This window comes from Enterobacter sp. DSM 30060 (assembly GCF_013375955.1).
Classification (GTDB): domain Bacteria; phylum Pseudomonadota; class Gammaproteobacteria; order Enterobacterales; family Enterobacteriaceae; genus Enterobacter; species Enterobacter intestinihominis.
Genome location: NZ_CP056118.1, coordinates 878,691 through 901,754 on the forward strand (window position 1 = coordinate 878,691; position 23,064 = coordinate 901,754).

At 57.2% G+C, this 23,064-nt stretch carries 25 protein-coding genes; 13 read left to right on the forward strand and 12 right to left on the reverse strand.

Annotation, left to right across the window (positions count from 1 at the left end):
* The first annotated feature begins 13 nt into the window (after positions 1-13).
* From HWQ15_RS04155 to HWQ15_RS04180, 6 genes are read left to right on the forward strand one after another with little or no spacing between them, the layout of a single operon-like run.
* Positions 14-715 (forward strand): YggS family pyridoxal phosphate-dependent enzyme, encoded by a 702-nt coding sequence (locus tag HWQ15_RS04155; RefSeq protein ID WP_023298569.1) that lies wholly within the window; start codon positions 14-16, stop codon positions 713-715.
* Between the two features lie 21 nt (positions 716-736).
* Positions 737-1,303 carry a YggT family protein gene (locus HWQ15_RS04160; protein ID WP_003860024.1) on the forward strand — a complete coding sequence of 189 codons (567 nt, stop codon included), beginning with the start codon at positions 737-739 and terminating at the stop codon, positions 1,301-1,303.
* On the forward strand, positions 1,300-1,596 hold the full coding sequence (gene yggU / locus HWQ15_RS04165) for a DUF167 family protein YggU (RefSeq protein WP_022649356.1): 297 nt from the start codon (positions 1,300-1,302) through the stop codon (positions 1,594-1,596). Before HWQ15_RS04160 ends, yggU begins: the two co-directional genes overlap by 4 nt.
* A 3-nt stretch (positions 1,597-1,599) precedes the next feature.
* Complete coding sequence (locus tag HWQ15_RS04170; protein ID WP_022649357.1) at positions 1,600-2,193, forward strand: XTP/dITP diphosphatase; 594 nt, start codon at positions 1,600-1,602, stop codon at positions 2,191-2,193.
* Positions 2,186-3,334, forward strand: coding sequence for a radical SAM family heme chaperone HemW (gene hemW, locus HWQ15_RS04175; protein WP_063148699.1), 1,149 nt, complete (start codon positions 2,186-2,188; stop codon positions 3,332-3,334). Before HWQ15_RS04170 ends, hemW begins: the two co-directional genes overlap by 8 nt.
* Positions 3,335-3,390: 56 nt before the next feature.
* On the forward strand, positions 3,391-3,729 hold the full coding sequence (locus HWQ15_RS04180) for an endonuclease domain-containing protein (RefSeq protein ID WP_023298571.1): 339 nt from the start codon (positions 3,391-3,393) through the stop codon (positions 3,727-3,729).
* An 83-nt stretch (positions 3,730-3,812) separates the two neighbouring features.
* On the opposite strand, the gene HWQ15_RS04185 is transcribed toward HWQ15_RS04180, so the two are convergent.
* The 3 genes from HWQ15_RS04185 to trmB are packed head-to-tail and all read right to left on the reverse strand — an operon-like array spanning position 3,813 to position 5,632.
* The gene (locus HWQ15_RS04185) at positions 3,813-4,529 is read right to left on the reverse strand and encodes a DUF2884 domain-containing protein (protein WP_022649360.1); all 717 of its coding nucleotides are present in this window, start codon (positions 4,527-4,529) and stop codon (positions 3,813-3,815) included.
* A 57-nt stretch (positions 4,530-4,586) separates the two neighbouring features.
* Positions 4,587-4,913 carry a YggL family protein gene (locus HWQ15_RS04190; protein ID WP_003862421.1) on the reverse strand — a complete coding sequence of 109 codons (327 nt, stop codon included), beginning with the start codon at positions 4,911-4,913 and terminating at the stop codon, positions 4,587-4,589.
* Positions 4,913-5,632, reverse strand: coding sequence for a tRNA (guanosine(46)-N7)-methyltransferase TrmB (gene trmB / locus HWQ15_RS04195; protein ID WP_022649361.1), 720 nt, complete (start codon positions 5,630-5,632; stop codon positions 4,913-4,915). The genes HWQ15_RS04190 and trmB overlap by 1 nt, the downstream gene beginning before the upstream one ends.
* Positions 5,633-5,776: 144 nt before the next feature.
* Between trmB and mutY the strand changes: the two genes are divergently transcribed.
* The 4 genes from mutY to HWQ15_RS04215 all read left to right on the forward strand — a co-directional run bounded on the left by mutY (position 5,777) and on the right by HWQ15_RS04215 (position 9,878).
* Positions 5,777-6,829 (forward strand): A/G-specific adenine glycosylase, encoded by a 1,053-nt coding sequence (gene mutY / locus HWQ15_RS04200; RefSeq protein WP_023306917.1) that lies wholly within the window; start codon positions 5,777-5,779, stop codon positions 6,827-6,829.
* Between the two features lie 26 nt (positions 6,830-6,855).
* Positions 6,856-7,128: an oxidative damage protection protein gene (locus HWQ15_RS04205; RefSeq protein WP_003862425.1), complete on the forward strand. Its 273-nt coding sequence runs from the start codon at positions 6,856-6,858 to the stop codon at positions 7,126-7,128.
* A 124-nt stretch (positions 7,129-7,252) separates the two neighbouring features.
* Positions 7,253-8,329, forward strand: coding sequence for a membrane-bound lytic murein transglycosylase MltC (mltC, locus tag HWQ15_RS04210; RefSeq protein ID WP_063146828.1), 1,077 nt, complete (start codon positions 7,253-7,255; stop codon positions 8,327-8,329).
* A gap of 292 nt (positions 8,330-8,621) precedes the next feature.
* Positions 8,622-9,878 (forward strand): nucleoside permease, encoded by a 1,257-nt coding sequence (locus tag HWQ15_RS04215; RefSeq protein WP_022649364.1) that lies wholly within the window; start codon positions 8,622-8,624, stop codon positions 9,876-9,878.
* Positions 9,879-9,957: 79 nt separating this feature from the next.
* Here HWQ15_RS04215 and citG read toward each other — a convergent pair whose 3' ends face one another.
* The 8 genes from citG to HWQ15_RS04255 are packed head-to-tail and all read right to left on the reverse strand — an operon-like array spanning position 9,958 to position 17,269.
* Positions 9,958-10,761: a triphosphoribosyl-dephospho-CoA synthase CitG gene (gene citG, locus HWQ15_RS04220; RefSeq protein WP_063148700.1), complete on the reverse strand. Its 804-nt coding sequence runs from the start codon at positions 10,759-10,761 to the stop codon at positions 9,958-9,960.
* The gene (citX, locus tag HWQ15_RS04225) at positions 10,739-11,278 is read right to left on the reverse strand and encodes a citrate lyase holo-[acyl-carrier protein] synthase (protein WP_063148701.1); all 540 of its coding nucleotides are present in this window, start codon (positions 11,276-11,278) and stop codon (positions 10,739-10,741) included. The genes citG and citX overlap by 23 nt, the downstream gene beginning before the upstream one ends.
* Positions 11,279-11,280: 2 nt before the next feature.
* Positions 11,281-12,798, reverse strand: coding sequence for a citrate lyase subunit alpha (citF, locus tag HWQ15_RS04230; RefSeq protein WP_045308348.1), 1,518 nt, complete (start codon positions 12,796-12,798; stop codon positions 11,281-11,283).
* A gap of 10 nt (positions 12,799-12,808) precedes the next feature.
* Entirely contained in the window at positions 12,809-13,684 is an 876-nt protein-coding gene (gene citE / locus HWQ15_RS04235; protein WP_032626185.1) for a citrate (pro-3S)-lyase subunit beta, read from the reverse strand.
* Positions 13,681-13,974 (reverse strand): citrate lyase acyl carrier protein, encoded by a 294-nt coding sequence (gene citD, locus HWQ15_RS04240; protein ID WP_023295418.1) that lies wholly within the window; start codon positions 13,972-13,974, stop codon positions 13,681-13,683. Before citD ends, citE begins: the two co-directional genes overlap by 4 nt.
* Positions 13,975-13,990: 16 nt before the next feature.
* A complete protein-coding gene (gene citC / locus HWQ15_RS04245; protein WP_023306922.1) occupies positions 13,991-15,013 on the reverse strand; it encodes a [citrate (pro-3S)-lyase] ligase in 1,023 nt (340 codons plus the stop codon).
* Positions 15,014-15,026: 13 nt separating this feature from the next.
* The gene (locus HWQ15_RS04250) at positions 15,027-15,890 is read right to left on the reverse strand and encodes a fumarylacetoacetate hydrolase family protein (protein WP_063216175.1); all 864 of its coding nucleotides are present in this window, start codon (positions 15,888-15,890) and stop codon (positions 15,027-15,029) included.
* A 17-nt stretch (positions 15,891-15,907) separates the two neighbouring features.
* Complete coding sequence (locus HWQ15_RS04255) at positions 15,908-17,269, reverse strand: 2-hydroxycarboxylate transporter family protein (protein ID WP_022649371.1); 1,362 nt, start codon at positions 17,267-17,269, stop codon at positions 15,908-15,910.
* Positions 17,270-17,614: 345 nt separating this feature from the next.
* On the opposite strand from HWQ15_RS04255, the gene HWQ15_RS04260 reads away from it, so the two are divergent.
* Positions 17,615-19,252, forward strand: coding sequence for a sensor histidine kinase (locus HWQ15_RS04260; protein ID WP_022649372.1), 1,638 nt, complete (start codon positions 17,615-17,617; stop codon positions 19,250-19,252).
* Positions 19,242-19,934 carry a response regulator gene (locus tag HWQ15_RS04265; RefSeq protein ID WP_022649373.1) on the forward strand — a complete coding sequence of 231 codons (693 nt, stop codon included), beginning with the start codon at positions 19,242-19,244 and terminating at the stop codon, positions 19,932-19,934. The genes HWQ15_RS04260 and HWQ15_RS04265 overlap by 11 nt, the downstream gene beginning before the upstream one ends.
* Positions 19,935-20,033: 99 nt before the next feature.
* On the opposite strand, the gene HWQ15_RS04270 is transcribed toward HWQ15_RS04265, so the two are convergent.
* The gene (locus HWQ15_RS04270; protein ID WP_022649374.1) at positions 20,034-22,169 is read right to left on the reverse strand and encodes an ornithine decarboxylase; all 2,136 of its coding nucleotides are present in this window, start codon (positions 22,167-22,169) and stop codon (positions 20,034-20,036) included.
* Positions 22,170-22,350: 181 nt separating this feature from the next.
* Between HWQ15_RS04270 and HWQ15_RS04275 the strand changes: the two genes are divergently transcribed.
* Positions 22,351-23,064, forward strand: coding sequence for a DUF554 domain-containing protein (locus HWQ15_RS04275; RefSeq protein WP_063148702.1), 714 nt, complete (start codon positions 22,351-22,353; stop codon positions 23,062-23,064).

Genomic DNA, 23,064 nt, shown 5'->3' on the forward strand with positions numbered 1-23,064 from the left:
AACTCCTCGGAAAATGAACGACATTGCGCATAACCTGGCACAGGTCCGGGACAAAATCTCAGCCGCGGCAACGCGTTGCGGCCGTGCTTCAGAAGAAATTACGTTGCTTGCAGTCAGCAAGACCAAGCCTGCGAGCGCCATCGCAGAAGCGATAGCCGCCGGTCATCGTGCCTTTGGTGAAAACTATGTGCAGGAAGGCGTAGATAAGATTCGCGCTTTCCGGGAGCGGGGAAATACAGACCTGCAGTGGCACTTTATCGGTCCGCTACAGTCGAACAAAAGCCGTCTGGTAGCAGAGCACTTCGACTGGTGTCACACCATCGATCGTCTGCGTATCGCTACCCGTTTGAGCGACCAGCGCCCTATGGAGATGCCAGCGCTTAACGTGCTGATTCAAATCAACATCAGTGATGAAAACAGCAAGTCCGGCATTACGCTGAGCGAACTGGATGCGCTGGCGGCGGACGTGGCGGCGCTGCCGCGCTTAACCCTGCGCGGACTGATGGCCATTCCGGCACCAGAGTCAAGTTATGAAAGGCAGTTTGCCGTAGCACAGCAAATGGCTGTAGCATTTGAGGCGCTTAAAGCGCGCTATGACACGGTAGACACGCTTTCTCTGGGCATGTCGGACGATATGGAAGCCGCCATCGCGGCAGGCAGCACCATGGTGCGCATCGGCACAGCAATTTTCGGTGCGCGCGATTACACCCAATAATAAGGAAACCTGAGGAACGCCATGAAGACGTTGACTTTCCTGCTTTCAACGGTCATTGAACTGTATACGATGGCGCTGCTACTGCGCGTCTGGATGCAGTGGGCCCGTTGTGATTTTTACAATCCATTCTCACAATTTATCGTGAAAATCACGCAGCCCATTGTGGGGCCGCTTCGCCGCATCATTCCGGCAATGGGGCCGATTGACAGTTCATCTCTGCTGATGGCGTTTATTCTGAGCGTTATCAAAGCGATCGTGCTGTTTATGGTCATCACTTTCCAGCCGATTATCTGGATTTCAGCCGTTCTGATCCTGGTTAAAACCGTCGGCTCGCTGATCTTCTGGGTCCTGCTGGTGATGGCGATTATGAGCTGGGTAAGCCGGGGCCGTAGCCCGGTGGAGTACGCGTTGATTCAGCTGACTGAACCATTGCTGCGTCCGATCCGTAGCCTGCTGCCTGCGATGGGCGGAATCGACTTCTCCCCGATGCTTCTCGTTCTGCTGCTGTACGTGCTGAATATGGGTATCGCGGAACTGTTACAGGCGACGGGTAATATGCTGCTGCCGGGGCTGTGGATGGCGTTATGAGTGCAGTTAGCCCCTGCGCCGACGGGTTGGTTTTACGGCTGTACATTCAGCCGAAAGCCAGCCGCGACAGCATTGTTGGGCTGCATGGCGACGAGCTAAAAGTCGCCATCACTGCCCCGCCCGTTGACGGCCAGGCGAATGCGCATCTGACTAAATATCTGGCAAAACAGTTTCGCGTCGCTAAAAGCCAGGTCATCATTGAGAAAGGTGAACTTGGCCGGCATAAACAGGTAAAAATCCTTAACCCGCAATCTATCCCGACGGAAGTCGCGGCTCTGACAAAACAGGACTAAACCATGCAGAAAGTTGTTCTCGCCACCGGTAACGCCGGTAAAGTGCGCGAGTTGGCCTCGCTATTACATGATTTTGGGCTGGACGTGGTGGCTCAGACCGAGCTGGGCGTGGACTCCGCCGAAGAAACCGGCCTGACGTTTATCGAAAACGCCATTCTGAAAGCGCGCCATGCGGCGCAGATCACCGGGCTGCCCGCGATTGCCGATGACTCCGGTCTGGCCGTGGATTTTCTGGGCGGTGCGCCGGGGATTTACTCCGCCCGCTATTCCGGGGTGGACGCCACCGACCAGCAGAACCTGGAAAAGCTGCTTGTGGCCCTGAACGACGTCCCTGACGAACAGCGTACCGCGCAGTTCCACTGCGTGCTGGTCTACATGCGTCACGCGGAAGATCCCACGCCGATTGTCTGTCACGGCAGCTGGCCGGGCGTGATCACCCGTGAAGCGGCGGGCAACGGCGGCTTTGGTTACGACCCGATTTTCTTTGTCCCGACCGAGGGCAAAACCGCTGCGGAACTCACCCGCGAAGAGAAAAGCGCGATCTCCCACCGTGGACGCGCCCTGAAACTGTTACTGGAAGCACTGCGTAATGGCTAATTTGCCACCTCTGAGTCTTTATATTCACATCCCATGGTGCGTGCAGAAATGCCCGTACTGCGATTTCAACTCGCACGCGCTGAAGGGCGAAGTGCCGCACGATGATTACGTCGCGCATCTGCTGGCCGATCTGGATGCCGATGTACCGTACGCACAGGGACGTGAAGTGAAGACCATTTTTATTGGTGGCGGTACGCCGAGCCTGCTTTCAGGCCCGGCGATGCAGACGCTGCTGGACGGTGTGCGCGCACGCCTGAAGCTGGCAGCGGATGCTGAAATTACGATGGAAGCCAACCCGGGCACCGTTGAGGCCGACCGTTTTGTCGAGTATCAGCGCGCGGGCGTGAACCGTATCTCCATCGGCGTGCAGAGCTTTAGCGAGCCAAAGCTGAAGCGTCTGGGGCGCATTCACGGCCCGGAAGAGGCAAAGCGCGCGGCAAACCTGGCAACGGGGCTTGGGCTGCGCAGTTTTAACCTCGATTTGATGCACGGCCTGCCGGATCAGTCCCTCGAAGAAGCGCTGGACGATTTGCGTCAGGCAATTGAACTGAACCCGCCGCATCTGTCGTGGTATCAGTTGACCATTGAACCGAACACCCTGTTTGGTTCCCGTCCTCCGGTGCTGCCGGACGATGACGCGCTGTGGGATATCTTCGAGCAGGGCCACCAGCTTTTGACCGCGGCGGGGTATCAGCAATACGAAACCTCGGCGTATGCGAAGCCGGGCTATCAGTGTCAGCACAACCTGAACTACTGGCGCTTTGGTGATTATCTGGGGATTGGCTGCGGGGCACACGGCAAAGTGACCTTCCCGGACGGGCGCATTCTGCGTACTGCCAAAACGCGTCATCCGCGCGGGTTTATGGAAGGCCGCTACCTGGAGCGTCAGCATGACGTCGAGGCGGTGGATAAGCCGTTTGAGTTCTTTATGAACCGCTTCCGTCTGCTGGAAGCCGCACCGCGCGCGGAGTTTGCGCTCTACACCGGGTTGTCAGAGTCGGTGATTCGTCCGCAGATTGACGATGCGCTGGCGCAGGGGTATCTGACCGAGTGTGATGAGTACTGGCAGATCACCGAGCACGGTAAGCTGTTCCTAAACTCCCTTCTTGAGCTGTTCCTCGCTGAAAATCCTGAAGGCTGATTCAGGATTTTACATCCCGTTCTGCTGGTTGAGGGAAAGGCTGGCAGAGTGTGGGGATGGAAAAATCAAAACAACTCCGCAAACAAATGACACCCGAAGAATTACGCCTCTGGTATCTGCTCAGAGGTCGCCGCTTCTTTGGGTATAAGTTTCGCCGACAGATGCCGGTTGGGCCGTACATCGTGGATTTTGCCTGCTTTAAGGCGAAACTGATTGTTGAGCTGGACGGGGGGCAACATCAGGATAAAGAGGCCTATGACTCTCGTCGCACCGAGTTTTTGAATGCGAACGGCTGGGAAGTCGTACGGTTCTGGAATCATGAATTCAGGGCTAATGAGGAGGAGATGCTGATGGCTATTCTGCAACGATTGCAATGCCTGATGCCCTCACCCTAACCCTCTCCCACAGGGAGAGGGAACTGGTTACCCCCTCTCCCCTGGGGAGAGGGCCGGGGTGAGGGGCCCTACGCGCAGAGGCGTTACTTCAGCGTCCCCACCAGCGCCTTCCGGCTGTCTTCCAGGGACACCACGCGTTTACACACGTCTTTGCCGAACTGCTGGAAATCGGCTTCCTGATTCTTCCACTCGTTCTGAATCGAGGTTTGCAGTCCGCCCAGGCTACCCAGTACACCCTGCAACGGATTACCGCCGCCTTTCAGCACCGCTTTGGCGCCCATCTCGTTGATGCTGTCCTGGAGAATGCCGCCCATCGCCTGGTTCACCAGCTGCTGACCGTCGGCTCGCACCTGATCGATCGCCTTATAGTGGAACGTCAGGCCATCAGAGCGCGTCTCAATAATGCGGTTCATCTGTTCTTTCAGCTGTTTATCCAGCTTCGTCAGGCGGGTGCGCATATTGCTGCTCTCCCCCACCTCTTTGGTGATGATTTTATCCAGCGCCACGCGGCCCTTCTCAACGCGGGTCAGCGCGCCATCGTTTATCCATGGCAGCGCGGTACGCAACTCGGCCTGGTAGTCCATCGCCTGCTCGCGCTGGGCGGCCGTCAGGTTTTGCTGTTTGCCGTTAAACGTCACGTTGCCATCCGGCGTGATCACCAGATTGCCATTCTCGCCCTTAACCTGCACGGTTTGCGGGCTTAATACCACGTCGTCACGCGGGGTGACGCTACATTTATACTCCGCATGGGCGGTGGTTCCGATTGCCAGTAAAGCAACCGCCAGCAACGTTTTACGCATCTTCAACACTCCCTCAGACAAAATGGGCCAGCTAATGCTGGCCCCGTTCTTGCTTTATTAGTCCCACCAAACGTCGAAAAGTTCGCTGACGCGGACATCTTCCAGTTTGTGGTCTTCAAGCCATTTGCGTACCAGCGCCTGATGTTCTTCGGTGCATTTCCCTACTTCCTGGGTGCAAATCAGACCTTCCCACGCCAGATAGCCGCTACCGTCGAAGGCCAGCTTGTTGGGTTCGATCACCTCGTTGATGAACGCATCAACGTCCTGATCGATCTGCTCAACGCTGGTGCCTTCCGGGAAACGCCAGGCAACGGAGAAACCCACTTCCTGGAATTCTTCGATGTGCATCTTTTTACGCAGACGACGGCTACGATTCTTTGCCATTATTTCACCCTCTCGAACATTAAGTCCCATACGCCGTGACCAAGACGATGGCCACGCTGTTCAAATTTTGTCACCGGACGTGAATCCGGACGCGGTACGTAGTCGTTGCTTTCAGACTGGTTTTTATACCCGTCCAGCGACGACATCACTTCCAGCATGTGTTCCGCATAAGGTTCCCAGTCGGTCGCCATGTGGAAGACGCCGCCCAGCTTAAGCTTACTTTTCACCAGCTCGGCAAACGGTGCCTGAACGATACGGCGTTTATTATGACGCGCTTTGTGCCACGGGTCAGGGAAAAAGAGCTGAACCATGTTCAAAGAATTGTCAGGAATCATTTTGTGCAGCACTTCCACCGCGTCGTGACACATAACGCGCAGGTTCTCAACGCCCTCTTCATGGGCCGTTGCCAGACACGCACCGACGCCTGGCGAGTGCACTTCAATACCGAGGAAGTTCTGCTCCGGTCGCGCTTTCGCCATAGTGACCAGCGAGGTGCCCATGCCAAAACCGATCTCCAGCGTCACTGGCGCATCGCGGCCAAACAGCTCGGTAAAGTCGAGCGGCTGCTCGCTGAACTCAACGCCCATCACCGGCCAGTAGTTATCCAGCGCGTGTTGCTGCCCTTTTGTCAGGCGGCCCTGACGGCGGACAAAGCTGCGAATACGGCGCAGCGGGCGACCGTTTTCATCAAATTCCGGTGAAATGACGTCGTTTTTCATAAAAGAGTTGTCTGCTTGTGAGAGTGTACGGGAAACGGGCATTATCCAAAGTTAAGGCTTCTATGCAAGCATGGGAAAGATCCGGTTTACAGCAGATTGACGCTGTGCTGCAATCTGCCTCCCTGATTAAGCGAATCGATGACCATGCAAGCCTCTCAATTTTCAGCCCAGGTGCTGGACTGGTACGACAAATACGGGCGTAAAACCCTGCCCTGGCAAATTGAAAAAACGCCTTACAAAGTATGGCTCTCCGAGGTGATGTTGCAACAAACGCAGGTCGCGACGGTCATTCCTTACTTCGAGCGTTTTATGGCGCGCTTCCCGACAATCACCGATCTGGCCAACGCGCCGTTAGACGAGGTACTGCACCTGTGGACAGGCCTCGGCTATTACGCCCGCGCGCGCAACCTGCACAAAGCCGCACAGCAGGTCGCCACCCGCCACAACGGTAAATTCCCGGAGACCTTTGACGAGGTGGCGGATTTGCCCGGCGTCGGGCGTTCAACCGCAGGCGCAATCCTTTCCCTGTCTTTAGGCAAGCATTTCCCTATTCTCGACGGCAACGTCAAGCGCGTGCTGGCACGCTGCTACGCCGTAGAAGGCTGGCCGGGCAAGAAAGAGGTTGAGAAGCGCCTGTGGGAGATCAGTGAAGCGGTCACTCCGGCGAAAGGGGTGGAGCGTTTTAACCAGGCGATGATGGATCTGGGCGCGATGGTCTGCACCCGTTCAAAACCGAAGTGCGAACTCTGCCCGGTAAATAACCTCTGCGTGGCCTATGCGAACCACTCCTGGGCGCAGTATCCGGGGAAAAAACCGAAGCAGACGCTGCCTGAACGCACCGGGTACATGCTGCTGATGCAGCATGGCGACGAGGTGTTTCTCGCCCAGCGCCCGCCGAGTGGCCTGTGGGGTGGTCTATACTGCTTCCCACAGTTTGAGGATGAAGCTTCGCTTCGGGCATGGCTTGAACAGCGCGGCATTGCGGCCGATACCCTGACGCAACTCAACGCGTTCCGTCATACCTTCAGCCATTTCCATCTGGATATTGTGCCTATGTGGCTTCCCGTGTCCTCATTCACCTCCTGCATGGATGAAGGCACCGCTCTCTGGTATAACTTAGCGCAACCGCCATCAGTCGGGCTGGCGGCTCCCGTGGAGCGCCTGTTACAGCAATTACGTGTCGGTGCAATGGTTTAGCATCGGCAAGACAAAGAGGAATGAGTATGGCCAGAACCATTTTTTGTACTTTCCTGCAGCGCGACGCTGAAGGCCAGGATTTCCAGCTCTACCCGGGCGACCTGGGTAAACGCATTTACAACGAGATCTCCAAAGAAGCCTGGGGACAGTGGCAGAAAAAACAGACCATGCTGATCAACGAGAAAAAGCTCAGCATGATGAACCCGGAACACCGCAAGCTGCTGGAGCAGGAGATGGTGAACTTCCTGTTCGAGGGTAAAGACGTCCACATCGAAGGCTATACGCCACCGGAAAAATAATACTCTGCGGCTGCTGCCCGGCGGCGCTGCGCTTGCACGGGCCTACGGTTATGTAGGCCGGGTAAGCGCAGCGCCACCCGGCAACAGCAACCTCAAAGCAAACACAACACGCACTCCCGGAATGATGAAAAAACTATTAGCGCTAGCACTTGTTGCGCCGTTGCTTGTGTCTTGTTCTTCCAAAAAGGGCGATAGCTATAACGAAGCCTGGGTTAAGGACACCAACGGTTTTGACATTTTGATGGGGCAGTTTGCCCATAACATCGAGAACATATGGGGATTTAACGAAGTTCTTATTGCCGGACCGAAGGACTACGTTAAGTATACCGACGCCTATCAGACCCGTAGCCACATCAACTTTGATGACGGTACGATTACGGTTGAAACCATCGCGGGGACTGAACCTGCGGCGCATTTACGTCAGGCCATCATCAAAACCCTGCTGATGGGCGACGATCCGGGATCTATCGATCTCTACTCTGATGCCGATGACATCACTATCTCCAAAGAGCCATTCCTGTATGGGCAGGTCGTTGACCAGACCGGTCAGCCGATTCGCTGGGAAGGGCGCGCGACGAACTTCGCAGACTATTTGCTGCAAACGCGCCTGAAAAGCCGCACCAATGGCCTGAAGGTGATCTATAGCGTTACGATCAACCTGGTGCCGAACCACCTCGACAAGCGTGCGCATAAGTATCTGGGCATGGTGCGTCAGGCGTCGCGTAAGTATGGCGTGGATGAGTCGCTGATCCTGGCGATTATGCAGACCGAATCCTCGTTCAACCCGTATGCGGTGAGCCGTTCCGACGCGCTGGGGCTGATGCAGGTTGTGCAGCACAGCGCCGGTAAAGACGTGTTCCGCGCGCAGGGGAAATCCGGTACGCCGAGCCGCAGCTACCTGTTTGACCCGCAAAGCAACATTGATACCGGTACCGCATATCTGGCGATGCTGAACAATGTTTATCTCGGCGGGATTGATAACCCGACTTCACGTCGCTATGCGGTGATCACCGCCTACAACGGCGGCGCGGGTAGCGTCCTGCGCGTCTTCTCGAACGATAAAGTTCAGGCCGCTAACATCATCAACAGCATGGCGCCGGGGGACGTGTACTCCACGCTGACCACTCGCCACCCGTCTGCGGAATCCCGCCGCTATCTGTATAAGGTGAATACGGCGCAGAAGAACTATCGTCGTCGCTAGAAACCAACACCACCCCTCACCCTGCCCTCTCCCCAAAGGGGAGAGGGTGTTCAAGTTCCTTCTCCCCTTTGGGGAGAGGGTTAGGGTGAGGGGGCATCAGACCGCACCCATCTCATCCCACCCATACAAAAATGCTATTTGCATCACAATCCAAACTGCAAATTAATGTGGATTGCATTTTTTTGCGGGAGGTAACAAAACATATCGTTGCCAACTGATAGAATTGCATCAAATAACAACCCTGAATGTTCCTATAACAACATATCTCCCGCTCACTTGTGAGGAAAGTAACATGAACCTTAAGCTGCAGCTTAAAATCTTGTCGTTTCTGCAGTTCTGCCTGTGGGGTAGCTGGCTGACTACACTCGGCTCCTATATGTTTGTGACGCTCAAGTTCGATGGTGCGTCAATCGGTGCCGTCTACAGCTCGCTGGGTATTGCGGCTGTTTTCATGCCAACGCTGCTCGGTATCGTGGCAGATAAATGGTTAAGTGCGAAATGGCTGTATATGCTTTGCCATCTGGTGGGTGCGGGGACGCTGTTTATGGCGGCCGAAGTGACCACGCCGGGGGCGATGTTTATGGTGATCCTGCTTAACTCGCTGGCGTATATGCCAACGCTTGGCCTGATCAACACCATCTCCTACTACCGCCTGAAATCTGCCGGTCTGGATATCGTCACCGACTTCCCGCCAATCCGTATCTGGGGCACCATCGGCTTTATCATGGCAATGTGGGGCGTGAGCTTCGCGGGCTTCGAGCTGAGCCACATGCAGCTGTATATTGGTGCCGCGCTCTCCGTGCTGCTGGCGCTGTTCACCCTGACGCTGCCCACCATTCCGGTTTCTAACCAGCAGAAAAACCAGAGCTGGAGCACCATGCTTGGCCTGGACGCCTTCGCCCTGTTCAAAAACAAGCGCATGGCGATCTTCTTTATTTTCTCCATGCTGCTGGGCGCGGAACTGCAAATCACCAACATGTTCGGTAATACCTTCCTGCACAGCTTCGATAACGATCCGCTGTTTGCCGGGAGCTTTATCGTTGAACACGCGTCGGTGATGATGTCCATCTCGCAGATCTCTGAGACGCTGTTCATCCTGACCATCCCGTTCTTCCTGAGCCGCTACGGCATCAAGAACGTCATGCTGATCAGTATCGCTGCCTGGATGTTGCGCTTCGGTCTGTTCGCCTACGGCGACCCAAGCGCGTTCGGCACCGTGCTGCTGGTTCTGTCGATGATTGTTTACGGCTGCGCCTTCGACTTCTTCAACATCTCCGGCTCGGTGTTTGTAGAAAAAGAGGTGAAACCTGAAATTCGCGCCAGCGCGCAGGGCATGTTCCTGATGATGACCAACGGCTTCGGCTGTATTCTGGGCGGCGTGGTGAGCGGTAAAGTGGTTGAGATGTATACCACCAACGGCATCACCAACTGGCAGCCAGTGTGGCTGATCTTCGCCGGGTACTCACTGGTGCTGTTCTTCGCGTTCATCGTGCTGTTCAAGTACAAGCACGTACGCGAACCACACGGTGCGCAGCCGATCGCGCATTGATTGTTGTGCCCGGTGGCGCTGCGCTTACCGGGCCTACAAAACCAGATCGTAGGCCGGGTAAGGCGTAGCCGCCACCCGGCTATTTTATTGCAGACAGCACCCACCCCACCGACAGCAAATCCGCGCTGCCGCCCGGGCTCAGGTTGCGTTCAATCAATGCCTTATCCATCTTCAGCAACGCCTCGCAGTCCCAGCCGTTAGCCAGTAATTCCCGCGCGTAGCCCTTAACGTAGCGCAGCCCCTCAATGCCGCCGCGCGAAACGAGATTGCTGTCCTGATTTACCGCCATCAGGCGCAACAGCAGGCCGTGAAGCGACTGACCGTTCCACGCATCCAAAGCCTTACGCACCGTGGCAAAGCCGCTTTCTGCCTCACCGCGCGCGCCGGTTAAACCGTACTGCTGAAACTGTCGCTCTCCCGCCGTTGCCTGCCCGCTGCGCCCGCCCAGTTCCCGCGCCACCAGCCCACGACAGATGTTACTTACCTCACAACAGAGGCTATCCGCAGAGATATTTTTTACACGTCCGGCGGCGAAGCAGAGCAAACCAAGGGCAAAAATCCCGCCCTTGTGCGTGTTCACCCCGCCCGTGGCGGCGTACATTGCCTGCTCACAGGCCATTCCCATCGGGCGGATAATCCGCAACTGCTGATCGGCAGGTTTGGCCGCATGTGCTTCACCCAGTTCCGCAAAACGGGCAAACCACGGCGTAATCGCCGCAATGCTGCGGAGGAATAAGGTATGGTCCATATCGCGATGGGAGCCGTTATTGAGCCTGTCCACCAGCCCCGGTTTGGGCGTCAGCTCCAGCTCCTGCCACAGCGCCTCTGCGGCAAGCGCAGGAACATCAACCGGGCGCGGTTTAGTCGCGAGCAAACCAGTCATCTATCATTTTCTCCACGCGGGAAACCACCTGCTCAACGGGATGGTGCCGAGAACGGGAACAAGCGTGGGCAGGCTCGTCGCAAATCAGACAGCGCCTGAGGTGTGAACCCAACGACTGACGGCCAACGTGGCCGTTTTCAGGGCAGATCACATCCAGATCCCACAGTCTGCCGAGCGGGTGCGTCTGCTCCAGTTCAGCACAGTGCGCTTTAATTTCCGCCGCCGGATGCGCGACGCACCACAGCGCTTCAGGTCCGGTGGGTAGCCAGAGCACCTGGCGGTCCAGCACCTGCCAGCGGTTTTCCCACAGCAGCTGGTCGCACATCTGTAACGCCACGCCCATGGTGTTGCGATAGCGCAGGCTGTCTTTAATTTGCCCGGGCGTGACCAGCGTTAGGGAGATCACCGGTTGTTGATGGTGCGTAAGCCAGTCAGCCTGACGGGCTGCGCGGCGCTCTTTCGCCGCCAGCAGCGCGTCCAGGCTGACACCCGTCCGCACAGGTATCGCAATAGTCATATTCACTCCTTTACCTGTCGAACGGTGTCGATCACGCTGCCGTCGCGGTAGCGGATCACCCCGACAATTTTGTCGGTGAACTCAATCGGTTTCGGTACGCCGGTCAGGGAAATCGCCCGCTCATAGAGCGCGTTGATATCTACAACCTTCAGGCCTGCTTCCATGAGTCGTTCGCGGATCTCCGGGCGCGCCGGGTTGACCGCAATACCGTGGTCGGTGACCAGCACGTCAATGCTCTCCCCCGGCGTGAGGCGCGTGGTAACGCGCTTCACGACGGTCGGGATGCGGCTTCGCAGCAGCGGCGCGACCACAATGGTCAGGTTGGCTGCCGACGCCACGTCGCAGTGCCCGCCGGATGCGCCGCGCATCACGCCGTCGGATCCGGTGATGACGTTGACGTTAAAATCGACGTCGATTTCCAGCGCGCTGAGGATCACCACGTCGAGCTGGTCGCAGCTTGCCGCCTTGCTGCCGGGGTTGGCGTAGACGTTGGTGGAGATCTCCACGTGGTTCGGGTTGCGCGCCAGCGAGGCCGCCGCCTGGCCGTCAAAGCACTGGGTGTCGAGCAGCTTTTCGATGAGCCCCTTCTCGTGCAGATCCACCAGGCTGCCGGTAATACCCCCGAGCGCAAAGCGCGCCTTCACGCCGCTGCGCTCCATCTTCTCTTCCATAAAGCGGGTGCAGGCGGTGGCCGCCGCGCCGGAGCCGGTCTGCATCGAGAAGCCCGGTTTAAAGTAACCAGAGTGTTCAATCACGTCCGCCGCATAGCGGGCAATCATCAGCTCGCGCGGGTTGCTGGTGACGCGCGCCGCACCGACGCTGATTTTCGCCGGGTCGCCCACGCTCTCCACCTGCACGATGTAGTCCACCTGATCCTGCACCAGGCTGGCGGGCATATTCGGGAACGGCACCAGTTCTTCGGTCAGCAGCACCACCTTACGGGCAAAGTGTGCGTCCACCATGGCGTAGCCCAGCGAACCGCAACACGATTTGCCCTGCGTGCCGTTGGCGTTGCCAAACTCATCGCTGCACGGCACGCCAAGAAATGCCACGTCGATATTCAGCTCGCCATCCTGGAGCAGCTTCACGCGCCCGCCGTGGGAGTGAATTTGTACCGGCTCGTCCATCAGCCCGTGGGAGATGGCCTCCGCCAGCCTGCCGCGCATACCGGAGGTGTAAATTCGGGCGATCACGCCGCTTTGAATATGCTCGATCAGCGCGTCGTTGCAGGTCATCAGCGAGCTGGAGGCCAGGGTCAAATTTTTAAAACCCATCCGCGCCAGCAGCGCCACAACGGTGTTGATCACCCGGTCGCCTTCGCGAAAGGCATGGTGGAAAGAGATGGTCATCCCGTCCTGCAAGCCGCTGCGCATGACGGCTTCTTCGAGGGAGGCGCAAAGCTTACGGTTGTGTTTCGCCTCGCTGTCCGCCAGCCACGGCGTCGCGCTGTGGGCGGTATCAAAAGGCTTCAGATCCCGCAGATGGGGGAAATTCACATGGAGAAGTTCTGTCTGATTCATTATGTCATCCTTACCGACGCACGCCGGAGGCCGCCGCGCGCTCCAGCACCACCTGCGCGTGGTTAATAATCGGTGCATCCACCATTTTGCCGTTGAGCGACACCACGCCCAGGCCGTTACGCTCGCCCTCTTCTGCCGCTTCAATCACCCGTTTGGCGTGCTCCACCTCTTCCCGTGTCGGGGCGTAGGCGTTGTGCAGCAGGTCAATCTGGCGCGGGTTAATCAGCGATTTGCCGTTAAAGCCCATCTTGCGGATCAGATCGACCTCGCGCAGGAACCCGGCTTCGTCATTAACGTCTGACCACACCACGTCGAAGGCGTCGATGCCTGCCGCGCGGGCGGCGTGCAGCACGGCGCAGCGGGCGTAGAACAGCTCGGTGCCGTCGCCGCGCTCGGTCTGCATGTCCATTACGTAGTCAAAGGCGGCCAGCGCGATGCCGATCAGGCGCGGGGAGCTGCGGGCAATCGCCACGGCGTTGATGACGCCAATGGCCGATTCAATCGCCGCCATCACGCGGGTGGAACCCACTTCGCGCCCGCACTCCTGCTCAATGCGCTCCAGGTGGCCTTCCAGCTCGTAGATATCGTCCGGGGTGTCGGTTTTCGGCAGGCGAATCACGTCTACGCCCGCGCGCACGGCGGCCTCCAGATCCAGCAGGCCAAACGGCGTGCTCAGCGGGTTAATACGCACCACGGTTTCGATATCCTGATACATCGGGTGCTGCAACGCGTGGAACACCAGCATGCGTGCGGTGTCTTTCTCGCGCAGGGCCACGGCGTCCTCAAGGTCAAACATGATGGAGTCGGGGCGGTAGATAAAGGCGGTGGAGAGCATGGCGGCATTGGCGCCCGGCAGGAACAGCATACTGCGGCGGAGTTTGCTCATTTCAGCGCCCCCCAGTTGATGACCTGTTCATCGGCGGCACGCAGAAGCGCGCTTTGCAGGCGGGCGCGGATCACACAGTCCAGCGCCCCTTTGTCTTCAATAATGATTAATCCCTGGTGCACGTTCATGGCGCGCAATGTGTCGTTGACCACCTGGCGTATTTGCTCGCCAAACTGCTTAATCACTTCACTGTGGATGACAATCTCCAGCTCACCGTGAGCGGGGGCGATTTTCACCATCAGGTCGCTGGACTCCTGCGTTCCGGCCAGCGCCTCCCTTACAATATTCATGATAAATTCCTGATAGTTATGCGACTTCCGCACTCGCACGATAATGTGCTTCGAGGTGCGCGAAGGTGGAGTCCGGAACAATCTCCCGGATCCGGGAAAACTGCTGTGTCTTGAGTAAACGGCGCACTTCCGAGGCCGAAATGGCGTTACCGGTGGCCTTGATGCGCGGCATCTCCACCACGTCAATATGCGAGGCCAGCAGGTCGTGCAGCGTCTGGTTGTACTGGCGGGTGATATCGCAGAACGGCTCCGAGCCGATGAAGCGGTGCGTGATGCCCAGCGCCGGGGCGATGAAGTCCCGGAAGATCAGCACGTCGATCTCGCTCCACGCCTGCTGCACTTTACCGGTCTCCTTCAGGAAGTAGGCCGGAAACGTGGCGCGGGAGATGATGTACTGCGAGCCTTCATGCACCACCACGTTCGACAGGTGCGCCACGCCCGCGCGCACCATCTCAAGGCGCGCGCTGAACGGGAAGAACGAGGCGTCTTCACGCACCACGAACAGATGCAGAGCATCGCACTGCGCCGCCGCCTGCTCCACCAGATGACGGTGACCGAGGGTGAACGGGTTGGCGTTCATCACGATGGCACCAATCTTCTCCCCACACTTGCGGCTAGCGCGCAGGGATCGGCAGTAGCGCACGATCCCTTGCGGAGTGTTCTCCATTAGCACCGCGTTGTTCCCGCTCTGGGCAACCGGCCAGAAACCGCTGCGGCCAAAGCGTTCCTTATTGCACGGACGGGTGCAGAGGAAGAGGTGAAAATGGCCGCGCTCCAGCGCCGCATTTTCCACCTCTGCCAGCAGACGCGCGCTGAGGTTTTCCCCACGAAGCTGCTCGTTGACCGCCACGCACTTGATGACGTTGGCAGCAAGCCCGGCGCAACCCACCAGCTGCGCGCCGGACCAGGCTTCAACAAACAGCGTGATGTCGTTGTCCAGGCCAAGGCCGCTGTCTGCCAGCAGGTAGCGGATCTGGCTTAAGCGTTCCGGGTGTTTCGCCACAACGGTGTGGCGAAAATCAATGGGTTGCGATTGCATGCTGCCGCCTTACTCAGTGCGCTGCCGCGAGCCCGACGGCTGGCGCTTCCACGATCACGTTGCTCAGATGACCGATATGCTCGATCTCTACCTCAATGCGATCCCCCTCCTTCATAAACAGTGGCGGGTTGCGCTTTTTACCCACCCCGCCAGGCGAGCCGGTGATGATCACGTCGCCCGGGCTGAGACGGGTGAAGGTGCTGATGTATTCGATCAGCTCCGCCACCTTGTGGATCATGCTGCTGGTGTTGTCCTCCTGCACCATGCGGCCGTTCAGCCAGGTGCGGATCGCCAGGCTGTGCGGGTCCAGGATCTCATCCGCCGTCGCCATCCACGGGCCGAACGCCCCGGTCTGCCGCCAGTTTTTCCCGGCGGTGAACCAGGTGTGCTGCCAGTCGCGGGCGGAGCCGTCCATGTAGCAGCTGTAGCCCGCCACGTGGCGCAGGGCGTCGTCGCGGCTGATGTTCTCCCCGCCTTTGCCGATGATCACCGCCAGCTCGCCTTCGTAGTCGAATTCGCTGGAGTGGCGCGGCTTCAGCACCGGTTCGTTGTGGCCGGTCTGTGAATCCGGGAAGCGGACAAACAGCGTCGGGGCCGGGTTGTGCTGGTCAAACTCCTTGCGCTTGTCGGCATAGTTCATGCCCACGCAGAGAATTTTTTCCGGCTGGACAATCACCGGTAAGAAGGTGATGGCGTTCAGCGGTACATCCACCGCGTCGTTCAGAAAACGGGTGGCCTGCGCCAGCCCGTTCCCCTGCAACAGCGCTTTAAGGTCGCCATAGCGGTCGCCCAGGCGGCGGCCTAAATCAATCACGCCCCCGGCCTGAACGATGCCGTAGCTGCGTTTACCCTGGTATAAAAAGCTTGCGAGTTTCATTGTTCTTTCCTGAAAACTTAAACGAGGAAGTTGCCCAGAATCAGCAGTGAGACAGAGACGTTAATCGCCCCGCCGATACGGGTAGCAATCTGGGCGAATGGCATCAGGCTCATGCGGTTGCCTGCGGTCAGGATCGCCACGTCACCGGTACCGCCCTGCCCGCTCTGACAGCAGGAGACGATGGCGACATCAATCGGGTGCATACCAATCTTTTTGCCAACGAAGAATCCGGTTGCCACCAGCGCGGAAACGGTGCTGATAATCACCAGCAGGTTGCTGACGGTGAACGCCGCCACCAGTTCATGCCATGGGGTAATCGCCACGCCAACGGCGAAGAGAATCGGGTAGGTCACGGAGGTCTGGAAGAATTTGTACACCACCTGAGAACCCTCCAGCAGACGCGGAGAGGCGCCATTGCAGAGCTTCACCAGCACCGCCATAAACAGCATACCGACCGGCGCTGGCAGACCAATCAGCTTGTGGCCGAGCATGCCCAGCATGTACAGCAGCACCGCCAGCAGCGCGCCGGAGGCGATGGTGGTCACATCCGCTTTGCCGGAGAACGCGGGTTGAGAGACGGTGGCATCGGCGTTGGCGCGGTTAGGCATCAGCTGGCCTTCACCGGTCAGGTGCGGGTAGCGTTTCCCGAGCTGGTTGAGGCAACCGGAGATGATGATCGCCGTCAGGCCGCCGAGCATTACCATCGGCAGCACGCGGCCGAGCGCCACGCCCTGATCCATGTGCAGCAGGGTGGCATAGCCGATAGAGAGCGGGATCGCCCCTTCCCCGACGCCGCCCGCCATGATCGGCAGAATGATAAAGAAGAAGATCTGGAACGGCTCAAGGCCCAGCGCCAGTCCAACGCCCATGCCGACAATCATGCCGACGATTTCACCGCACAGCATCGGGAAGAAGATGCGCAGGAAGCCCTGGATCAGCACGGTGCGGTTCATGCTCATGATGCTGCCGACAATAATGCAGCAGATATAGAGGTAGAGAATATTGGTGGATTTATAGAATTTGGTCGTGGACTCAACCACCACGTCCGGCAGCAGGCCGTAATAGACCAACGCGGAAGGGATAAAGGTGGCGCAAATTGCCGCCGCGCCGAGCTTGCCGACAATCGGCAGGCGTTTGCCGAACTCACCGCAGGCAAAGCCGAAGAAGGCCAGCGTGGCCACCATGACTACGATGTCGCTCGGCAGTTTTCCGCCCAGGCAATCTATCGCAATCAGCGCGCCCGCCAGAACGAACAGTGGCAGAGGAATAATGCCGATTTTCCAGGTATCCATAATATGCCACCAGCGCTCTTTGAGCGATGGCCGCTGAATATCAATCGGGTCGTGGGTAACAGAGAATGAATCGTCAGTTGTGCTCATAATAAGCCCCTTAGTTATTTTGTGCGTTCAGCTTAGAGTCACAAAGGCTTACTTTATGTGAGGAATGGCATATTAAAAGCGAAGTTTTAATGGCCGCTATGGTTTTAATGGTTTCTTTTATTTAATGTGATTTATGCCTTATTTATTGCCGTGGTTTTTATGGTTTCTTTTCTTAACTCAACAAAGAAATAACATTTATTCATTTAGCCTTAAGAGGATGAGACTTTCGGAAAAATCTTTTACAGGCTGCGCTGTGCAAGGGATCACAAGTTTTCGGCAAAGCGGGCATCCTGGCCTTAAAAGATGATATATTCTGCCGACCTGTTGATATCTCGCGTGATAGTTATGAAAGTATCGTTTCAGATCAAGCTGTTTATTTCGCTGGTCGCCTTTTTCTCAGTGCTGTTCGCATTACTGGGCGGATATTATTATGTCGATGTCGGCAGGCAGCTTTATCAGGAAATGAGCGCGCGCGCAAAAATACAGGCCGAAGAAATTGCGCTTATTCCTTCTTTGCGAAAAGAAGTCGAACAAAAGGATATCCAGGGCATCCATGACTTTATGCAGAAAATAGCTGCCCGCAGCGACGCCAGTTTTATTGTGATTGGTGACAATAAAGGGCTGCATCTTTTCCATTCCGTGTTTGCCGACCGGGTAGGCAAAACGCTGGTTGGCGGAGACAACGACGAGGTATTACACGGCAAAAGCACCATCACCATCCGCAAGGGCGGGTTAGGCATTTCGCTGCGCAGCAAAGCGCCCATTTTTAATGATGCCGGGCAGGTGGTGGGGATTGTTTCGGTAGGCTATCTCACAAGCTATCTGGACACCATCACCGTCAGCAAGGTGGTTAATATCCTGATTGCCGCCGTGCTGCTGCTTATCGCCCTGTTTATTTTCTCCTGGTTCTTCACCCGCAGCATCAAGAAGCAGATATTCTCTCTGGAGCCGCGCGAAATCGGCCTGCTGGTGCGTCAGCAAAAGGCGATGATGGAATCCATTTATGAAGGGGTGATTGCCATCGACGACGATCTCCGCATTGAGGTGATTAACCAGGCGGCGCGTAAATTATTAGGCTTACGCCAGCCCGCCCGCGAACTGCGGGGTCAACTCATCAGCCAGGTTATCGCGCCCGTCCCGTTCTTTAACGCGCAAACCATGCTTGCGAAAGACACCCACGATGAGATCTGTCGCTTTAACGATCTCACGGTCATTGCCAGCCGGGTGCGGATCATGCTGGAAGATGCGTTGCAGGGTTGGGTGATCACCTTTCGCGATCGCAACGAGATCGACTCGCTCAGCGCCCAGCTCAGCCAGGTGAAGCGCTATGTTGATAACCTGCGCATCATGCGCCATGAACAGCTGAACCGCATGACCACGCTGTCCGGCCTGCTGCATATGGGCCGTTATGACGAGGCGATCCGCTACATACAGGCGCAGTCGGAACACGCTCAAGAGCTGCTGGACTTTATCTCGTCCCGCTTTAGCTCCCCGACGCTGTGCGGTTTGCTGCTTGGAAAGGCCGCCCGCGCGCGTGAAAAAGGCGTTGAGCTGAGCTTCGATCCAGCCTGCCGAGTGGACAAACCCTTCCTGCCGCTGCTCGAATCGGAACTAGTCTCGATCATCGGGAACTTGCTGGATAACGCCATCGAAGCGACCCAGCGCGCCCCGCTCCCGCATGCCCCGGTAGACGTGCTAATAAAGTTGAACGAGCAGGAACTGATTATTGAAGTCGCCGACCAGGGCGTCGGCATCACACCGGAGATCCGCGACCGGATCTTTGAGCGCGGCATCACTACCAAAACGCGCGGCGATCACGGTATTGGCCTGTATCTGATTGAAAGCTACGTCACGCAGGCTGGCGGTGCAATTGAAGTTGCCGATAACACCCCACGCGGTGCCATTTTCTCACTGTTTATTCCCGCCACGGGAACGGTCCGGCACCCCGTACAGGAACTGGAAGATACCGACTATGCAACATGAACTTATCGACGTACTGATTGTTGAAGACGAGAACGAACTGGCGCAACTGCACGCGGAGCTTATCGGTAAACATCCGCGCCTGAGGCTGGTGGGGATTGCCGCGTCACTGGCCGACGCGCAGGTACAACTGGAGAGCAAACAGCCGAAGCTGATGCTGCTGGATAACTATCTGCCGGACGGCAAAGGCATCACCCTTATCAGCAACCCGATGCTCACCCGCGCCAACTGCTCGGTGATTTTCATCACCGCCGCCAGCGATATGGACACCTGTAGCCAGGCCATTCGTAACGGCGCGTTCGACTACATCCTCAAGCCGGTTTCCTGGAAACGCCTGAGCCAGTCGCTGGAACGTTTTGTGCAGTTTGCCGAACAGCAGCGCGTCTGGAAGATTGTCGACCAGCAGAACGTGGATTCACTCTATCAGCTACAGGCGAAAAATTATCGACTGGACAACGGCAGCAAAGGGATAGAGGAGAACACGCTGGCGCGGGTGCAAACGCTGTTTAACAACAAGGCGGCGCACTGCTTTACGGTGGATGAGGTGGTGAGCGAGACGGGCCTGAGTAAAACCACCACCCGGCGCTATCTGGAACACTGCGTGGAGGTGGGTTTTCTGACGGTGGAGATGCTGTACGGGAAGATTGGGCATCCGAGAAGGATGTACCGGCGTAGTGCGACTTAACTCCCCTCACCCCGGCCCTCTCCCCAAAGGGGCGAGGGTGAAAAGACGGCTCCGTGCAATCCCCTCTCCCCTTTGGGGAGAGGGTTAGGGTGAGGGGCCCTACTTTAACACGTACCCATACAGTCGCTTGATCCCGTCGGCATCCTTCTCGCTGTAAACGCCCTGCAACTCTGGCGAGAAACCCGGCAGCATATTAATGCCCTCTTCCAGCGCCAGGAAGTAGCGCTGTACTGCTCCACCCCAGACTTCCCCCGGTACCACGCACAGCACGCCCGGCGGGTATGGCAGCGCACCTTCGGCGGCAATGCGTCCTTCGGCGTCACGAATACGCACCAGTTCGACGTTCCCGCGAATGTACTCCTGGTTGGCATCCTGCGGGTTCATCACCACGGCAGGCAGGCTCTCCTGGCGGAACATCGCCTTCTGTAAATCCTTCACGTTAAAGCTGACGTAGAGATCGTGCATCTCCTGGCACAGCTGACGGATCGTATAGTCGCGGTAACGCACCGGGTATTTCTGATAGATGGTCGGCAGCACATCCACGAGCGGCGTATCGTCTTCAATATGCTGTTCAAACTGCCCCAGCATCGCCACCAGCTGCATTAGCTTCTCCGCGCTCTCGGCTGGCGTCAGCAGGAACAGGATGGAGTTGAGATCGCACTTCTCCGGCACAATGCCGTTTTCGCGCAGGTAGTGGGCGAGAATGGTCGCCGGAATGCCGAAATCGGTATAGTGCCCTGTTTCCGCATCAATGCCCGGCGTGGTCAGCAGCAGCTTGCACGGATCGACGAAATACTGCTCGCGGGCATAGCCTTCAAAACCGTGCCATTTTGCACCCGGTTCAAAACTAAAGAAGCGACGCTCGCTGGCGATAGCCTGCGTGGGGTGATCCTGCCATGGCCGCCCCGCCACCACCGGTGGGATAAAGGGTTTGATCATATTGCAGTTGGCGATAATGGCTTTGCGCGCTTCAATGCCCAGCTCGACGCACTCAGCCCACAACCTGCGTCCGCTCTCACCCTCGTGGATCTTGGCGTTCACGTCCAGCGCCGCAAACAGCGGGTAAAACGGGCTGGTGGAGGCATGCAGCATGAACGCATTGTTCAGCCGCTTGTGCGGGCAGAAGCGCGATTGACCGCGAATATGGTTATCCTTTTTATGGATCTGTGAGGTTTGCGAGAACCCGGCCTGCTGTTTGTGGACCGACTGGGTCACGAAAATTCCCGGATCGTTCTCGTTCAGTTCCAGCAGAAGCGGAGACGTTTCCGCCATCATCGGGATAAATTGCTCGTAGCCGACCCAGGCGGAGTCAAAGAGGATGTAGTCGCAAAGGTGACCGATCTTGTCGATCACCTGACGGGCGTTGTAGATCGTGCCGTCGTAGGTGCCGAGCTGAATGATCGCCAGACGGAACGGGCGCGCCTCGGCGGCTTTCTGCGGCGCGACGTCACGGATCAGTTCCCGCAGCCAGGCCTCATCAAAGCAGTGTTCATCGATCCCGCCGATAAAACCAAACGGATTACGGGCTGCCTCAAGATAGACAGGCGTTGCCCCGGCCTGGATCAGCGCCCCATGATGGTTGGACTTATGGTTGTTACGATCGAACAGCACCAGATCGCCACGGGTCAGCAGCGCATTGGTCACCACTTTATTGGCCGCCGACGTGCCGTTCAGCACGAAGTAGGTTTTATCCGCGTTGAACACTTTCGCCGCGAACTTTTGCGCGTGCTTGGCAGAACCTTCGTGGATCAGCAAATCACCGAGCTTCACGTCGGCATTGCACATATCGGCACGAAACACGTTTTCACCGAAGAAGTCGTAAAACTGCCGCCCGGCGGGATGTTTTTTAAAAAAGGCGCCGTGCTGGTGACCCGGACAGGCAAAGGTGCTGTTTCCCATCGCCACATACTGGCTCAGGGTGTCAAAAAAGGGTGGCAGCAGGTTCTCTTCATACCGGCAGGCGGCAGATTCCAGTTCCAGCAATTCTTGTGCTTTACCCGAGATGATCGCCGTGACACCCTCTGGCACCTCTCCTGGCTCTGTTGAGAACATAAATACTGGTAGCTGAAAGCCCGTACGCTTCAGCAACGCAAGAATGCCGCTGTAGCTTTCAACAACCGTAATGACGACTGCCGCCACATCGGTGAAATCGGTGTTATCCAGCATAACCTTTTCGCGATGCGTAGAAACTTTGGATACCAGCTCACGGCTGACGGCAATTTTCATGGTTTTCATAAGCGCAAATACCCTCACCGAACGGTGAGACAGGAAGGAGAAAATTCGCGCAATCATGTCACCTTTTATTTTCAGGTGCAAGAAGGAATCAGTATGCGTTACGCCTCCCAAAGCTAAGCATAATCAGGGACGGACGTGCCATAATCATGCAATGCCAGTGCTTAAATAACAGGAGTTAAACGTGGTGATTGGACCCTTTATCAATGCGGGAGCCGTATTGCTGGGCGGTGTACTTGGGGCAGTATTAAGTCAGCGGTTGCCGGAGCGTATTCGCGTCTCCATGCCCCCCATTTTTGGCCTGGCGTCGTTAGGGATTGGTATCCTTTTAGTGGTGAAATGCGCCAACCTGCCGGTGATGGTACTGGCGACGCTGCTCGGCGCGCTGATCGGCGAGTTTTGCTATCTGGAAAAAGGCATTAATCACGCGGTAGGCAAAGCCAAAAATCTGATTGCCCGACCGGGCAAGGCAAAGCACGGCACGCACGAGTCGTTTATTCAGAACTACGTTGCGATCATTATTCTGTTCTGCGCCAGCGGCACGGGGATATTCGGTTCGATGCAGGAAGGGATGACCGGCGATCCCAGCATATTGATTGCGAAAGCGTTTCTGGATTTCTTTACTGCCACCATCTTTGCCACCACCCTCGGCATCGCCGTGGCGGCGATTTGTGTACCGATGCTGCTTATACAGCTGGCGCTGGCCACCTGCGCCACGCTGATCCTGCCGCTGACGACGCCTGCGATGATGGCGGACTTTACCGCCGTCGGCGGCCTGCTGCTGCTGGCGACAGGGCTGCGCATCTGTGGCATCAAGATGTTTGCAGTGGTGAACATGCTCCCTGCCCTGCTGCTCGCGATGCCGCTTTCCGCGCTCTGGACGCACTTTTTCGCTTAA